13 protein-coding genes are annotated in these 15,606 nt (G+C 41.3%); 4 read left to right on the top strand and 9 right to left on the bottom strand.

Annotated elements, in window-relative coordinates:
- Window positions 1-7: 7 nt before the first annotated feature.
- Genes H8706_RS09775 through H8706_RS09795 form a run of 5 tightly spaced genes read right to left on the bottom strand, consistent with a single transcriptional unit; the run spans window position 8 to window position 7,455 of the window.
- Window positions 8-1,513 (bottom strand): S-layer homology domain-containing protein, encoded by a 1,506-nt coding sequence (locus H8706_RS09775; RefSeq protein ID WP_262432466.1) that lies wholly within the window; start codon window positions 1,511-1,513, stop codon window positions 8-10.
- Between the two features lie 16 nt (window positions 1,514-1,529).
- Window positions 1,530-4,274 carry a WD40/YVTN/BNR-like repeat-containing protein gene (locus H8706_RS09780; protein WP_262432467.1) on the bottom strand — a complete coding sequence of 915 codons (2,745 nt, stop codon included), beginning with the start codon at window positions 4,272-4,274 and terminating at the stop codon, window positions 1,530-1,532.
- Window positions 4,275-4,282: 8 nt separating this feature from the next.
- Window positions 4,283-5,128 carry a carbohydrate ABC transporter permease gene (locus H8706_RS09785; RefSeq protein ID WP_262432468.1) on the bottom strand — a complete coding sequence of 282 codons (846 nt, stop codon included), beginning with the start codon at window positions 5,126-5,128 and terminating at the stop codon, window positions 4,283-4,285.
- Window positions 5,129-5,143: 15 nt separating this feature from the next.
- Entirely contained in the window at window positions 5,144-6,085 is a 942-nt protein-coding gene (locus H8706_RS09790) for a carbohydrate ABC transporter permease (protein WP_262432469.1), read from the bottom strand.
- Window positions 6,082-7,455: an ABC transporter substrate-binding protein gene (locus H8706_RS09795; protein ID WP_262432470.1), complete on the bottom strand. Its 1,374-nt coding sequence runs from the start codon at window positions 7,453-7,455 to the stop codon at window positions 6,082-6,084. The genes H8706_RS09790 and H8706_RS09795 overlap by 4 nt, the downstream gene beginning before the upstream one ends.
- Window positions 7,456-7,633: 178 nt before the next feature.
- Between H8706_RS09795 and H8706_RS09800 the strand changes: the two genes are divergently transcribed.
- The 4 genes from H8706_RS09800 to H8706_RS09815 are packed head-to-tail and all read left to right on the top strand — an operon-like array spanning window position 7,634 to window position 11,892.
- Window positions 7,634-8,704: a zinc-dependent alcohol dehydrogenase gene (locus H8706_RS09800; RefSeq protein WP_262432471.1), complete on the top strand. Its 1,071-nt coding sequence runs from the start codon at window positions 7,634-7,636 to the stop codon at window positions 8,702-8,704.
- 2 nt (window positions 8,705-8,706) lie between these two features.
- A complete protein-coding gene (locus H8706_RS09805; protein ID WP_262432472.1) occupies window positions 8,707-9,534 on the top strand; it encodes a sugar phosphate isomerase/epimerase family protein in 828 nt (275 codons plus the stop codon).
- Window positions 9,531-10,913 carry a glycoside hydrolase family 38 N-terminal domain-containing protein gene (locus tag H8706_RS09810; RefSeq protein ID WP_262432473.1) on the top strand — a complete coding sequence of 461 codons (1,383 nt, stop codon included), beginning with the start codon at window positions 9,531-9,533 and terminating at the stop codon, window positions 10,911-10,913. Before H8706_RS09805 ends, H8706_RS09810 begins: the two co-directional genes overlap by 4 nt.
- Before the next feature lie 7 nt (window positions 10,914-10,920).
- Window positions 10,921-11,892 carry a radical SAM protein gene (locus H8706_RS09815; protein WP_262432474.1) on the top strand — a complete coding sequence of 324 codons (972 nt, stop codon included), beginning with the start codon at window positions 10,921-10,923 and terminating at the stop codon, window positions 11,890-11,892.
- Window positions 11,893-11,952: 60 nt separating this feature from the next.
- Here H8706_RS09815 and H8706_RS09820 read toward each other — a convergent pair whose 3' ends face one another.
- From H8706_RS09820 to H8706_RS09835, 4 genes are all read right to left on the bottom strand, one after another.
- On the bottom strand, window positions 11,953-12,909 hold the full coding sequence (locus H8706_RS09820; RefSeq protein ID WP_262432475.1) for a hypothetical protein: 957 nt from the start codon (window positions 12,907-12,909) through the stop codon (window positions 11,953-11,955).
- Window positions 12,910-12,929: 20 nt separating this feature from the next.
- Window positions 12,930-13,931, bottom strand: a complete 1,002-nt coding sequence (locus tag H8706_RS09825) for a hypothetical protein (RefSeq protein WP_262432476.1) — start codon at window positions 13,929-13,931, stop codon at window positions 12,930-12,932.
- A 105-nt stretch (window positions 13,932-14,036) separates the two neighbouring features.
- The gene (locus H8706_RS09830) at window positions 14,037-14,642 is read right to left on the bottom strand and encodes a M56 family metallopeptidase (RefSeq protein WP_262432477.1); all 606 of its coding nucleotides are present in this window, start codon (window positions 14,640-14,642) and stop codon (window positions 14,037-14,039) included.
- Window positions 14,596-15,606: MobA/MobL family protein (locus H8706_RS09835; RefSeq protein WP_262432478.1), on the bottom strand; the 1,011-nt coding region annotated here is incomplete at its 5' end. The genes H8706_RS09835 and H8706_RS09830, both read right to left, overlap by 47 nt.

The raw sequence follows: 15,606 nt of genomic DNA on the forward strand, positions 1-15,606 counted from the left end.
CCTTTCATCAGACTGCCGACTGCAAAAATGAAAATACCATTTTTGCACTTTCCGCTCTTGTAATATATGCCGTCGGTTTAAAGCTTTGGTCGGAATATCCGTTTATAACATTTGCGCAATACATTTGTTTTACTGCGGTTTTTGCGTAATCGGCAATGCTTTCGCCGTCAATAAATTCGGTATATTCCCTGTTTTCTTTCATCGCATAGGTTTTAAACATCGCCGCGTTATACAGAATTTTAACTGCGTCCTGACGCGAAATTTTATCATTTGGGCTGAAATTTCCGTATAAATCTCCGTTTGCTATTTCTGTTTTCTGTGCCGTTGCCGCAAAAGAATAAAACCAATCGTCCTTTGAAACATCTTTAAACGTGCAGTCTATGCCTTTAATGTCAATTTCTGTCGCAGAAAGCACAATTTTCAAAAATTCCGCTCGTGTTATATTATTGTCCGGACAAAAATTTTTGTTGCCGTAACCTGATACAACACCGCGCTGATTAAGTCTTAACACACTTTCATATGCCCAGTGCGACAAATCCATATCGTTCCAAACCGACTGCACAGTCCAAATGTTGTTGTTTGTTTCGTTGCTTGGTGCTGAAAACTTTTTTCCGCCTCCCGAACCACCTTTGCTTCCGCTGCCGTTGCCGCTATCCTGCTCGGTGATGCCTGCTCCGTATTGATTTGCCGCCTCGGCAAAAACTTTTCTCCAGCCATTGTAGCATTCTGCACCTTTTTTTCGGATATATTCCGCAATACTTGATTTATATGTATCGTTCGCGGATAAAAAGTTTTTGTCTATATCCGCAACACCGAGCAAATCGGCATTTTTCACAATAAATTTCACCGCATCAGTTGTTTCTTTAAGCTCGTAAAATTTCAAAACATCAGCATTCAAAATGTAGTCAGACGAAATTTCGTCAACACTTTTGTAGTTTTCTTTTCTGCCGAAAAGTTCTTTTGCAATCAAAGTCCTGCTTTCGTCATTAAGCTGACTGTAATTGGGATTCGAAAAGAAAACATCCTCGTAATATGCCATAAAATTCTCGGTTTCCGCCGCAGATTTCAAAAGATTGAATTCTTCCAAAACCGCAGGATAATCCGATTCCTTTATATATGTGAAATACTTGAAGGCGCTTTCTCCCGTTTCGCTTACTGCATAAGCCGCATATCTGCCCTTATCACCATTAGATTTATACGAAAATGCACCCGGTTTTGCAAGCTGTTTTACATAATCGATGCTTAACTTTTTGTCGGCGTCTGATTTTACCGAAAATGCGTCAAAATCCCGTTTAAACATTTCATCGTTGTATTTTTGGCTGACCACCGCGTTGACGGTAAAATTTGCATTAAACACACTTACCGAAACTTTTTCGTCATTATCAAATAATGCAGTAACCTTCACCGTTTCGGTTTTCGGGTCGGCGCTCACCGAAACAGTACCTGACGCATATACCGCCGATGCTGAAAAAACGAGCGCTCCGGCAAGAATTGCCGCAATGTGATTTTTCATTGTTTTTCATTCCCCCCTATTTGTTTATAAGCATATTCAGATTATACATAAAGTGCGCGATATCCTCATTTGAAGCAGCCTTACCGCTTTCATATGAAATTTTGTCGTCCAGAATGTTTAAATAACGGCATTTTGAATATGCATACCGCGCATATGCAGGAATATTTTCCGGAACATCTCCCATTTCAAAACCATCCGCAATATGTTTAAAACTTAATATTCTGCCTGCGATAACCGCCAGCTCGTCGTATGTAACGTTTTCGTCCGGGTTAAATTTATTATCCTGTGCCATAACCAAAAGCCCGTTGTCATACATACTTTCAACATAAGTATAATCATATCCGCCGTTTGACACGTTGTCTTTCTCGACGTCACTGTATGCCGAGGTGTTTTTTTCTCTTTTAAGATTGAGCATACGCGAAATATATCTTGCAAAATCGCCTCTTTTCGTTCCGCCGTCCGGATTGAATTTTCCGTCGGTGAACTTGTCGTAAATTCCGCTGTTGTAAAGCGATATTATGTCATTTCTCGCATATGAACCGTCTATATCCGTGTAGAGCGTGTCGCCTGCGTCAAAGAATTTTTCGTATTCGTAAACATATGTTCCGCCCGATGTACCTATCCAAACCTGTTTTTTGGACGCACGGAATTCTATTATCCAAATATCTGCCGCGTTCTGCACTCCCGGTACGCTTCTGAACGTTTCACCGCCGTCGTATGACTCAAAAAGCCCGGGTGTACAGTAATTGTATGTTGCATAAAGTCCGCCGGCAACAAGATGAAGTTCGTTTTCGGGATCTTGTGCAACCGAATATATCGGTACTCTGCCGTACACCCGCGTAAGACCGTTTTTGTCATTCAACATTCGTATTTTTCCGTTTTCAACCACACATATTCCCGATGAAACCGTTCCGATATAAACTTTATCTTCCTTGAATTTGTCAATCGACATTCTCTGCAAGCCGGATGGAAGTCCCGACACAATCGTTGTCCATGTCCTTCCCTCATCGGAGGATTTATTGAGCGAGCCGCCCGTTGCGGAATACACAATATTTCCGTTAAACGGGCTTATCGCATGAATTTTATACTGCGGAACAACCCAAGTATTGCCGTCATCATATGACACAATGTTACCTGCGTAAACGGTTGACGGATTGTCGGGATTAAACTGCAAAAATCTTGTGTCGCATCCGTGCGTACCTTCAACATTGTGCCAGTTGAGTCCGCCGTCAAGGCTTTCTTTTATAATACTGTTTGCGCCCCAATTTCCGCGATTTTCCAAAATTCTTTTGGGGTTTTTGGGGTCAACCGACAATGATTTTGAGGTTTTTGCTCCGCCGTATCTCACATTCGAAAATCTGTCCTCATTGGGCATATAATAAACAAGCGGATAACTCTCTCCGTTTCCCGTATATGCACTCATAATGCTTGAACGGTCAATACAAGTAATCCAAAAAGCGTTTTCGTCACCGTTGATGTCAAAGTAGAAATTCGCTGCCCTCATTCCCGAATATCCGCTCGACGCAGGAAATAGATTTTCACCGCCGTCATTAGATTTCATAATCTGACCATCCAGCGAAATCCACATCAAATCAGGATTTTTAGGGTGTATAAAATACGGTTCGGCGCTATATCCCCAGTTATCTCGAATTATGGCAAGGTTATTGTCAACATTGGGACGTTTAAAGGTTTTACCGTAATCATCGCTGTATCTCATAGGATTTTGAATTGACGAGCTTGTCACGTAAAGCCTTGCTTTTCCGTCAGCTCGGACAGGTGAAAAGTTAAGACGAAAAAACTTTTTATCCTTAAAACCGGCATCCTGATAGGTGCATACAGCCGCCCAGCTCTTCCCACTATTTTTGCTCTCGTAAAGCTTGTCGGGAGTTACCGCAAACCAATGTGTATCATCCGCAGGGTCGGCTGCTATTGCGCGCACGTTTTCTTCGCCTATTCCGTTGTTAAGCTCAATCCAGTTTGCGCCGTCGTCATACGATGCCAAAAGCCCATGTTTCTGTGTACATGCAATAACCGTGTTTCCTATAACATCAATCGCCTCAATATATTCATCTTTTAATCCTATGTTCTTCCATGTTTCGCCTTCATCCTCCGACTTGAACATTCCGCTATGGGTTCCGCAGGCATACAGATTGCGTTTACCGTTTTTTAGAGCGTCGGAATACTTAACGGTACAGTTGCTGAACACTCTCGGCTGAAAATTAAGCTGTAAGACCTGTTTCCAGCTTTTCCCCGCATCGGTGGATTTGTAAAGTCCGGCTTCAGGCTTTTGCGAAGCGCCCCCCTCGTTTGTTAAAACCGACACGAACGCAATATGTTCGTCATCGGGCGAAAATGTCATATAAATCGTGCCGGCAAGAGGTATTCCTTCATCCGACGGCATCCACGAAAGTCCGCCGTCTTCACTGCGCCACACCGTTTCGGTATCTGTCCCCAAAAGCACAAGATCAGGATTTGTCGGTGCGGCGGTAATTGTAAAGCACTTTTGTCCGCATTCTCCGCCGCGATAACCTGCCGCTGCTTGTTCCGGTGTCGTGAGATGAAACATTTTCATCCACGGATTTACCGATGTGGTTGTAAGTGCATCAATATCGGTTCCGCTCGGAATTATCGATAAATCTGCCCCATCGCACCCCGTTTTTGCACCTTCAACATGGTTATCAAAAGTATCTGCTGCAAAACCGGAGAATGAGTTAAACAACATACATACCGTTAAAGTAAATAACACAAAAATTTTTTTCATAATTCACCTTACCCCTTCACAGCACCTGCCGAAAGCCCTTTTACAAAATATTTATTTGCGACCGCATATGCAAAAAGAACCGGTATGAGGGCTATTGTAGAACCTGCAAGCATTAAATTCCACGAGGACGCCGCCTCACTTGAAGATTTGAGCGCCGCAACTCCCACTATGAGTGTTCTTTGGTCGGGACGCGTAAGCGTAAACAGCGTCGGCATAAGATAATCGTTCCACGATGCCTGAAAAGATAAAATTCCGATTGTCGCCATAATCGGCTTTAAAAGAGGAAAAATTATCGAAAAAAATGCCTTTATAAACGAACAACCATCAATATACGCCGACTCCTCCAATGCGGTGGGAAGGGTGCGCACATAACTTCTCACAAGGTATATGTTTACAATTCCAATACTGAAAAACTTTAATACGATAAGTCCCCAAAGCGAATTTGAAAGACCGATTTTCCCCAAAATTTCAAACTGCGGATAAATCGTTATTGAACCGAGTGATACAAACATCAGCGACGAAAATACGGCAAAAAGTATGCCCTTTCCTGGAAATTCGCCGCGCGCAAACACATAGCCTGCGGTGGAAGACGTCAAAAGATTTATTATAACGCAAAAAATTGTGTAATATGTACTGTTCCACAACATTCTGCCCACCCTAAAACTATCGGAATTCCAAGCGGTTATATAGTTATCAAACGTAGGATTTCTCGGAAAAAGCGTTTCGGGTGTCGTGAGAATTTCGGCATTCGTTTTAAACGACGCGAAAACCGTGTAAACTATCGGAAGCAGTGTAATAAACAGCACAATTATAAGAAATATGTAAATCGGTATATTTTTTAAAGCTTTTTTCATTGTTGTACCTGCCCCCTAATAAACATTTTCCATTCGCTTGCTTAATTTCATATATATGATTGCAAATATGCACATAAAAACAGATGTGATAAGCGACATTGCACACCCATATCCTATGTTTACTGAATTCGACGCAAATCCCGGCACAAACTGGTTTACAATATATGACATTACCGTAAATGTTGTGCCGCCGGGCGCACCGTTTGTGGTCACGAGAATATAGTCGCTTGTATGCAACGAACCGTTGAGCGCAAGGAGTATAATTGTCTGCAAAACGGGTGCCATCATAGGAAGTGTTATTTTAAAAAACACCGTAAACCTGCCTGCACCATCCAGCCTTGCCGCCTCATACATTTCCTCCGGAACATTTGAGAGCGCCGCAAGAAAATACATAACATTTACGCCGAATGTATTCCACACTGCCCCGATTATAAGCACTGTCATTGCGCCGCGAGTCGTGGAAAGCCACGATATTTCGCTGCCTATTATGCCAAGCTTTATAAGGTTTGCATTGATAAATCCGAAATAGTCGAACATATTTGAAAATATAAGTCCTATAATTGCTATACTTATTACGTTCGGAAGATAATATACCGAACGGAAAAACCCGCTGCCCTTTATTTTTTTGTTCAGCATAAGGGCAATCACCATTGCAAGCGGAAGCTCAAACGGCAGCTTATACACCATAAATTTAAGCGTAGTAAGCCAAGTTGTCCAATATGTTGTATCCTTAAAAACACCAATAAAATTATCCCAACCGACAAACTTTTGCATAGTTTTGGTTCCCGTATAGAAAAACCATGACTTTTTCATAGCCCAAAGCATGGGATAAAGCGTGAAAAGCAAAAGTCCCAGAATTTCGGGCAAAAGCAAAACATAGCACTGGCTTACCGTATGTTTTTGAAAACCCGTTTTTTTAAAACGGTCTTTTTTGTTTTCTTTCAATGCCGTTCTCATCTTTTAATCTCCCACTTGTCCAAAATTGCGTAACTGTTATCATATTCGGGATTTACTTCTTTATATCTCTTAACGCCGTCCGCAGCAATTTTATTAAGACGCTTGAGGCAATCTCCCGCGGAAGATTTTCCCGTCCATATTTCATTGTTGAATATTGTTGCAAGAGTATCTTGACCCGATGTATCCGCTTTAATCGTAGGCGGTACAGGGGTTGAAATTTCATTAAGAGCAGCAAATTCCGTCCATCCTTTTTTGGGATTTTCAATCTTCGCATCTTTTATAATATCGTAATTCCACGGAATATACGCGCCTTTTTTATAAAGTTCTCTCAAAAGTTCATCGCTATGATACCACTTGTAAACAACCATAATTTTTTCGGGATCTTTTATTTCAAGCGATTTTTTATTGATATATGGGCCTGTGCTTGTGCCTGAATGTTGGAGATATTTGTTGTTAACGTCCTCAACAGGGAGAGGAGCAACTCCCCAGTCGCATTTTGCGGGGAACTGATCGTTTAAAACACCTACATCCCACGATACCGCAAATTTCATACCGATGCCTCCCTCGGCAAATCTTGCCCTTGCGGTGTCGTTGTCTATGTTTTCCGCTCCGGGATAAAAACTTTGGTCAGCCTTTATGTCCATTATCATTTCGATGGGTTTTTGTAAAATTGTGTAGTCGTACTCTCCTTTTGTTGGATTATAATAGCTCCTGCCATAACTTGACATAAGGTTGCACGAAAGTTCCTGATAAACCCAGCTGCCCCATTTGAGCGGAAGAATTATACCGAATTGTTTTTTCGATTTATCGGTAAGCTTTTTAGCGTCCGCACGCAGTTCATCAAACGTTTCTGGCGGTTTAGCCTCACCTTTTTCATCCACTATTCCCGCAGCCTTAAACATTTCTTTATTATAAATAAGACCGTATGTATTTGTTGAAAACGGCAGACAGTAGGTTTTGTCCTTATATGTATGCGTAAAATAATTCAAATGTCCCTCATATCTTTTAACAAGCTCGCTGCCGCCGGGCAAATCCTCTATCGCCGCAATATTTCCGTTTTCGGAATATTTATCGATGCCATCGCTTATAAAAAGATCAGGTGCCTGATTCGTGGTGAGCGCAAGCTCAATCTGTTCTTTTAAATTGCCCTCTTTAACCTCGTAATCGAGAATTACATTGTTTTCCTTACCGATTGTTTTGTTAAACTCGTTAACAAGCTCCACCATAACTGCTTTGCTGCCGCCATCGGCAGTCCACATTGTAACGGTAGTCATACCGTCTTGCGCCTTTTCTTTTCCGCAGCCCGAAAACGTGCCTGCGGCAAGAGCCAAACACAGCGCAAGGCCCATAACCTTTGCAATTTTTTTCATTTTCTTATACCTCCGTATTGTTTTGTATCTTAATTATACACCCAACCAAATTTATTTAAAAGTGGTAAGTTTTATATCCCCCTTTTTTGCTGATGGGGATATAAAACTTACCACTGTTTAAAATCAAAACGGCGGTGTATAATTATTACATAAGTAAAAAATTTTGAGGAGTGAAAATATGAACGAATATAAGACCTCGCGCGCGGTTGTAATAGAAAGACCGTACAAGGCGAATTTAAGAGAAATAAAACTTACCGAGCCGAAACCTGATGCGTTTATTGCAAGAACGATGTTCAGCAGCATAAGCAGCGGAACGGATATGAAGACGTACAAGGGTATGCAGCACCCCGAACAGTGCTACTATCCGCTTGTTCCGGGATATGAAACGGCAGGCGTTATTGTAAAGGTTCCAGAACAGGGTGCAGATTTAAGCCATTTTCCGAAAAGTGCGCAGTGCCTAAAGGTCGGCGACAGGGTTATGATTAACGAATGTAGGAAATACGGCAATGTATGCTCTGCTTGGGGCGGCGGCAGCGAATACACAATAAAAGACTCAAATACCACAAACGACCAATTTGACTACATGGTAAAAATTCCCGACAATGTTACCTATATTCAGGCGGTTTTAGCATATCTGGCGTGTGTACCGCTTAAAGGAATTATGCGAATGAATCTTCGCAAAAACGAAACATTTGTTGTTATCGGTGCCGGAATGGTAGGTGTTTCGGCAATTCAGGAGTTTAAAATACTCGAGCCGACGCTTAAAGTTATCTGCATTGAACGCAACGCCTTCAGACGTTCGATTGCCGAAAAATATGCTGATTTAGTTGTATCACCCGATGATGCTGTAAACAAAATAAGCGAATTTACAAACGGTAAAATGGCAGACCAGCTTATCGAATGTTCGGGAAATCCCGAGGTTGTGGGTACACTTCACAAATACATAAAAGACGGAGGCTGGGAGGATGACGACACTCCTGCGCATATTCATCTTCAGGGCGATTATCCCGATAAAATAATTTTTGACCATTATCACAGATGGTTTGTGAAAAATGCCACAATTACAATGACGTGTGCACTCAAAGCAGGCTGCAAGGAGCAGGTTTTGCAGTGGATTTCGGAAGGAAAATTCGATACCGACGGACTGCCAATCGAAATATGGCCCGTTTCAAAGTGTGCAGAGGCATTTGAATACAAGGCGAAAAAGGGCGAGGACGTATTTAAAATTGTGTTTGATTGGAGCAAATAATTATGATTTTCGGAAACGCAGCGTGGGGTTTCAGAGAAACTCCGCTTAAAAAACAGCTTGAAATTACGCACGGTATGAACCTTTCGGTGCTGGAGCTGGGCATTGCAAACGCACCGTCCGATTTGCCGCTCGATATATCGGACAGCGAAATCGAAAACGTAAAGGCTATGTTTGAAAAACACGGCATAAAGCTTTTGTGCGCCGCAACGGGCAATGATTTTACGCTCGGCAATGATAACGATATTCCGAAGGTTAAAAAAGTTATTGACATTTGCCGAAAGCTTGGAATTAAGTATTTAAGAATTTTTGCAGGGTTCACGCCCGTTTCGGAAATGACGGGCAAAAAATGGGAAAATATGGTTTTGTGTCTTAATGAAATTTACCGTTATGCAAAGGATAAAAATGTCGTTCCCGTTGTTGAAACGCACGGTGGTGTAAAGGTTTTTTCCGACGGCGTTAAACACTTTGCGAGCGTCACTATTGACAAAAATGCACTCATAAAGCTTATGTCGGACGTTCCCGACATTAAGTTTAATTTTGACCCTGCAAATTTTTATGTAGCAGGGGTGAACAATCCCGAAGATATATACGAAATCATAAAAGACAAGGTGTGTTATCTGCATTTCAAAGACTTCGTAAAGCTTAAATCGGGTAATTTTGTGCCGTCGTACTGCGGAAAAAGCAATATGGACTGGGATAAAATTTTGAAACCTCTCAAAAATTTTGACGGTCCTGCACTGTTTGAATATGAAAACACCGCCGATGTTGAAATCGGGTGCAGACACTGTTTTGAATTTATAAAAGAAAAATTTAAGGAGAAAGAAAAATGAGCAAACCGAAAGTGATATTTTTACCGCACGCAAACATTCAGTATTCTCAGCTTGCGCCCGAAAAGCGCGAATGGGTTATGCGAAACTGCTACGAAAAACTGTTTGATTTAATTTTAGACGGCGATTACAAAATCGGCTTTGAGGCGAGCGGTATAACCATTGACGAAATGGCAAAAAAAGCACCCGAGGTGCTTGCAAAATTAAGAAAACTTGTCGAAACGGGCAAGGTTGAGCCGGTCTGCTCGCCATACATACATTTTATGCTTCCAAATATCCCAAAGGAGGTGTGCCTCGACTCTTTGAAATATTCTATGGAGGTTTGGGAAAAGCACACCGGCAAACGACCCGAAATCGGCTGGAATCCCGAATGCGGCTGGGCAGGATACATTCCCGATGTATACAAAGAGGCAGGATTAAAGGCGCTCATTATGGACGCAGATTCGCTTATGCTCTCGTTTGACGAAATACGCAAGGCTACAGGGCTTGAATACGATGTTGCGGGTCATTCCAACAAAAACCATCTTTTCAAAATCGAAGAATACATAAAGGACAAAAACGAGTTTTTGAAATTCATTACAAACGCCTCAACTGCGCCGAACGGACTTAAAATGATTTTCCGTTCCGACTGTATGGCAAATCTTCTTTTGTGGTATCTTATGGGCGCGACCGAGGGACTTCGTGACGAGCCGATAAATATGGGCGAAATCAAGGCTATGCTTGAAAACTGGAAAGAGAGAATTGCACGCACAGGTTCGTTTATTATGCCGTATGCCGAGGACGCGGAATATATCGGTTCCAGTGCATATTTTTACGTTAAACAGTTTAATCAGGCAAGATTTTTTGAGGAAGAACCGAAATCGGTTGAGCGTTTTAAAAAAATTCTCGACGCGGCAAAAGATGCAGGATATGAATTTGCACTTCCGAGCGAGGTGCTTGACAATACGATTGAAAATCCGTATGTTGACAATATTGAAAACGGCGTTGCGTGGCACGGCGGAACGGCGAAAGCGTGGGCAAATACCGAATATTCACGCATTATGGATCCTGTTTGCATTGCGGTGTTTAACGGCATAAAGGCGGTTGCGGAAAAATTGGAAGAAGATTTAAATTCTCTTGACATAAATTTAAACAATGCAATGAAAGCCCTTGCGTCCGCATGGGTATCCGACTCGCGCTGGCCGCCTGCGCCGACAAGTCCGGGAAGATTTAACGTTCGTGAATCGCTTGACGATTTATATAGCGCCAACGATTTTATTGCAAAGGCAATGGAGGATGGAAAAATTGCCGAGAAAAAGGGAATTTATTCACCGAGCCTTATGAAAACGCAGATTGCGGCAATTGACAAACTTCTGATGGAGAAAAAATATTTCGGAGAGTAAAATTTCAATGAAAATTGATAAAAAACTTGAGCTTGTTCATTTTCAGCTTACAAGAAACTGCAATTTAAGATGTGAATTTTGCGGGCAGTGGGGCAAAAAAGGATTTTTTTCAAATATTTCGGGCAGTGAAATGAGCCTTGCCGACTGGAAAAACACAACCGATATGTTGTGCCGCCGCAGAGAAAAAACGGGCGAAAATCCGTCAGTTATGCTCTGGGGCGGTGAGCCTTTGGCATATCCTTATTTTGACGAAATTGCAGATTATCTCAAAAAGCATGGCTTTACGCTCGGAATTGTGACAAACGGAACATTGATAAACCGCCACAAATCTGCACTTGAAAGCGGGTTTAAAAGCATTTATCTTTCTGTCGACGGTGACGAAGCACTCCACGATAAAATCCGAGGAAAAGGAGTGTTCAAAACTGTTCTCAACAATATCGACACGCTAAAAACCGATGCGAAACTCACGGTTATGACGGTTGTCACAAAAGAGCTCGTGCAGTCGTTTTCGGCCTATGCAAGTGCGGTTGAAAAGTTTAATCCCGACGAAATTTTTCTCCAAGATATGATTGCGCTTACCAACCGAGAAGTTGAAAACTACCGCGTCCGTTTTAAAAAAGTTTTTTCAAAGGACGCGGTTTATGTAGATTCATGGGTGACGGATTTTCCTTTCCGTACGAACAAAAACCTTGCCGACAGTAAAAATTATCCGTTTAAGATTACAACCAAAAAGCACGGGATACCCAACAAATACGGACATTGTCTGTCGCCTTTCAAGCACATATGCATTGCGTGGAACGGCGAGGTTATGCATTGCACCGATTTTTATGATTTTTCCGCAGGCAATGTTAAAATTGATGATATTTCAAACATTTTTGACAACAAATTGTCAGAAAAATTCCGCAGCGAAATTGTTAATGGCAAATGTGTTTTGTGCAATCATTGTTCCTGGCTCAACAATGATTCTTTTGATGTGTAATTTTTCGAGCGCACATAAAAACGGCAGGGTAACCAAACCTCTGCCGTTTTTGTTATATTGTCAGCAATAAAAATCTTTGATTTTATCGTCAAAAACAAGAATGTCCGTGCACTCTGCGTTGTTGGCGGCCAAGCTGCAATTTACGGTTATTTTGTTTCCATCGGCGCTGATTATTTTGATATTGTACCCCTCAACATCAAGGTTTTCATAATTTGTTTCAAAAGAAGCGAAATATCCGTTGTAACGCATCATTTTAGATTCATCATCTATATACTCCTCTATATTGCCTATAATTTCAAGATTTTGTGCAACAGGCCAATCCATACTTTCGCCGGTATCGGTGTACGTTAAATCCTCATTCAAAGTCCTTTCCATAGGAAAACCGATAAATACGTTTTTAAGACTGTTATCTGTATTTAATGTAAAATATATGGCAGCCGTACACTCATAGTCAGTAGGTTCAACCCCTAACTTTTTGTATAAATTATATCCTATACTTGTGCTTAACGGATTATAGTCTTTACAGCCTAAAAACTGTAACCCTGTATATTTATCAGAGTCAAGTTGTTTATGAATCTCTGAACCGATACTATATCCGTCCAACCACGCTAATTTTTGCTGCCCCTTGCCTCCAACAAAGCCCAATGTGTTTACATTGCGAATAATTCCCGAAGAAGCTTCCCTCATCTCATATCTGGAAAGTGTGCATTTAATACTGCCATCTTCTGCTGCAATGTTGTTTTTTAGCCAATCGGGAACATACTTGTTTTGAACATTGATTGTAAATTGCATTCCGTCCCTATAATAAATTTCGTTTTTTGTAAAATGCTCCAAGCCGTCAGAGCCGACCGCCGCCATAACGATAGTTGCACCGAGCATTGTAACGGCTATTGCAATCGACATTACCGCCGCCATAATCTTTGAAATCCGACCGCTTCCCCTACGGATTTTTGTAAATCTGTTCTGCAATGTCTTTTTATTTGCACTCATTTTTGTTGTGTATAAATTTTCAAACATTGTTTTAGCTCCTTATCCCGTTATTCCTGTGCTTTCCAGTCTATATATTCCATTTTCAAAGGATCTTTATATTGCGGTGTGCTTAAATCATATCGTCTAATCTCTTGAAGCTCATCGGAATTTAATATTGTCTGCTTTAACACAAAAGTGTTTTCATTTTCAAACGATAATCCCAAGCGAACAGCAACATCAGACGGGAATGTTTCTAACTGTGCAATTTTTCCTGTTGCCTTATCAATGGAGATACAAGTTTCCGCATTTGCTTGAGTATAATTTTCTATCATACATACCAAGTAATTTCTACTTTCTATTCTCTGCATAATTCTAAATGCATCGTTTTCCAATATCGTATTTAGCGTGTCTTTGTGTGCTCTGCTTCCGGCTCCGGCATTGGTATCAATAGTCAGGGTTAATGTTTCTTCATCAAAGGTTAAACGCCCTAAATAATATGTGTCGTGTGCAACGGCGTCCCACAAAATAGAATAGTCAGCATCTTCGTTTTCGGGTATCAAATAATAGGCAATCGCACGGATTGAAATATACGAGGTATCTTCAATCAGCAAAACAGGCGGAGCCCAAGCGTTAGTGTATTTTTCGCTGCCTATCTGACAATACCATTTCTCTCCATTTTCAGATACAATTTCAATAATAGGCATATTTATATTTGCCCCTGTGGTTGCACCGTAAATTTGCTGTGTTACAGAATCAGTAACCAGATTTTCTTGTCCCTCCCAAGCATAGGACGGGAAGCTTTTTTCGCCTTTCATATAACCGGGCACATTGCTTTTCGGAACATTGTAATGCACATTACAGCCAAGCATTTCAAATACTTTTCGGAGCGGGACATAATAACTGTCGGTATTCAAATACCGTGAGTTTTCAATGTGCTTGATATCTATCGTTTGTTTCTCACCATTCACAATAATTATTCCGTTGTTTAGTTCCCAACCGTCCATTGCCGCCATAACGACAGCCCCGCCGAGCATTGTTACCGCAATGACACAGGACATCACCGCCGCCATAATTTTTGAAATCCGTCCGCTTTTCCTGCGAATTTTTGTAAACCTGTTCTGCAAGATCTTTTTGTTTGCACTCATTTTAGTTGTGTATAAATTTTCAAGCATTTTTTAGCTCCTTTCCTCGACTAAATTAAGAATTGTCTGCATATATAACTTTTGTTCATCTTCGGACATATTTTTTGTCGCCGACATATCGCACGAAACCTCACACGCTTCGCTCAAAGCAGCACAGGCAAGATAGCAAAGCGGATTGAACCAGTGAACGGCATTTACCAAAATTGCAAACCATTTCACAAGCAAATCCTTTCGCTTATAATGCGTCAGTTCGTGCAAAAGCACCATACGCATATTCTCATCGGGAATTTTAATGCATGGAATATGTACAGTCGGAAACAATACGCCCACAAGCATAGGCGAGCCTATATCCGATGACGCTTTCAGTCTGATATGCTTTTTGATTTTAAGTTCCTTTTTTACTTCCGAAAATAACTTGTTGTCGGAAATCTTGACCGCATTTTTGTTTTTACGGCACAAAAACCTAAAATAGCTTATAATGACGACAAGCAAAAATATGAGAACGCCTGCGCTCCATATATATGCGATAAGGTCAAAAAGCCGTATTTGAATTTTGGGCGACAGATTAACCTCGCGATATTCAATCGGTGTGTCATAGGTTACAACCGTATCGGGATTGGGTTCCTCCTGCGGCTGCACTGTGGTCTGCACCGTTTGATTTTGCGGTTTCATAAATGCTCGGAATAAATGAACCGCCGTAAATTTTTTGCAGTTCGGATATTGTTTCACTTTCAATACCAGTTCTGATGTCATAACGCAAATTTTGTAATTCTTCCGTATCAAATTCCTGTGCCTGTTCCTTTAAACCGGCATATTCCTTTTGAGCGTTACCGAGTTTTGTTTTGCTTTCGTTTGAGTGTCTTTCCATAACGGGAACAGCTTTTTGAATATCGTTTAGTTTAGTCTTAACCGTCTGAATATTGTTTGTATTGAGGTTTGCTAAAATTGTATTTTTCTTTGTACGCAATTCCTCGATTTGCTCCGACAATTCATTGACAGCTTGTGTTAATTCCTTATGTCTGAAAATCTTAATCGGCGGTGTTTTTGCTTTTTCATCCTGTTTCTGTTTGCGTTTGCTGATTTTTGATTTTAATTCGGTAATAATTGCGGAATAATCATCGCAATGAATTTTCAGCCTTGCGGCTTCCGCTGTCTTTGCGTTTTTCCATTTATCCGCAAAATTTATGACATACCGGCAATGAATCATTGTACTGCGTAATTTTTCAAGTGTTTCCGCAGCGGCGGGCAGGGTGCGTTTGATTGCCTCCGTCAGCTTCTTTATCCGTTTTTTGATTTCACGCAAAATATGGTTGTCCTCTTTAATCTGCCGATTTAATTCACACCGTTCGGAAACGCCGCCTTTTTTCTCAATTATCCTTGCGGAAATTCCCTCATAAATTGTCGGCTGTTCATCAATGCCCCTTGCCTTATGACTTCGGTGGTCGATACGGCTTTCGGATTTTGCAAGTTCAAGATATTTATTAGAAATATCCGCCCAGTTTTTTCGCCATATTTGCAACTGCTCCTCGCTGTTCCAACGCTCCGTTATGGGGTTTTGCCTGCCGTAGCGTGTGCTTTTCGGATATTTTGAAACACGCTCCAA

The sequence above is a fragment of the Qingrenia yutianensis genome, assembly GCF_014385105.1.
GTDB classification, from domain to species: domain Bacteria; phylum Bacillota; class Clostridia; order UMGS1810; family UMGS1810; genus Qingrenia; species Qingrenia yutianensis.

What these genes read in the sequence shown, in the direction of transcription:
- H8706_RS09775 (WP_262432466.1), bottom strand. Translation starts at nt 1,513, where the DNA reads ATGAAAAATCACATTGCGGCAATTCTTGCCGGAGCGCTCGTTTTTTCA.
- H8706_RS09780 (WP_262432467.1), bottom strand. Translation starts at nt 4,274, where the DNA reads ATGAAAAAAATTTTTGTGTTATTTACTTTAACGGTATGTATGTTGTTT.
- H8706_RS09785 (WP_262432468.1), bottom strand. Translation starts at nt 5,128, where the DNA reads ATGAAAAAAGCTTTAAAAAATATACCGATTTACATATTTCTTATAATT.
- H8706_RS09790 (WP_262432469.1), bottom strand. Translation starts at nt 6,085, where the DNA reads ATGAGAACGGCATTGAAAGAAAACAAAAAAGACCGTTTTAAAAAAACG.
- H8706_RS09795 (WP_262432470.1), bottom strand. Translation starts at nt 7,455, where the DNA reads ATGAAAAAAATTGCAAAGGTTATGGGCCTTGCGCTGTGTTTGGCTCTT.
- H8706_RS09800 (WP_262432471.1), top strand. Translation starts at nt 7,634, where the DNA reads ATGAACGAATATAAGACCTCGCGCGCGGTTGTAATAGAAAGACCGTAC.
- H8706_RS09805 (WP_262432472.1), top strand. Translation starts at nt 8,707, where the DNA reads ATGATTTTCGGAAACGCAGCGTGGGGTTTCAGAGAAACTCCGCTTAAA.
- H8706_RS09810 (WP_262432473.1), top strand. Translation starts at nt 9,531, where the DNA reads ATGAGCAAACCGAAAGTGATATTTTTACCGCACGCAAACATTCAGTAT.
- H8706_RS09815 (WP_262432474.1), top strand. Translation starts at nt 10,921, where the DNA reads ATGAAAATTGATAAAAAACTTGAGCTTGTTCATTTTCAGCTTACAAGA.
- H8706_RS09820 (WP_262432475.1), bottom strand. Translation starts at nt 12,909, where the DNA reads ATGTTTGAAAATTTATACACAACAAAAATGAGTGCAAATAAAAAGACA.
- H8706_RS09825 (WP_262432476.1), bottom strand. Translation starts at nt 13,931, where the DNA reads ATGGCGGCGGTGATGTCCTGTGTCATTGCGGTAACAATGCTCGGCGGG.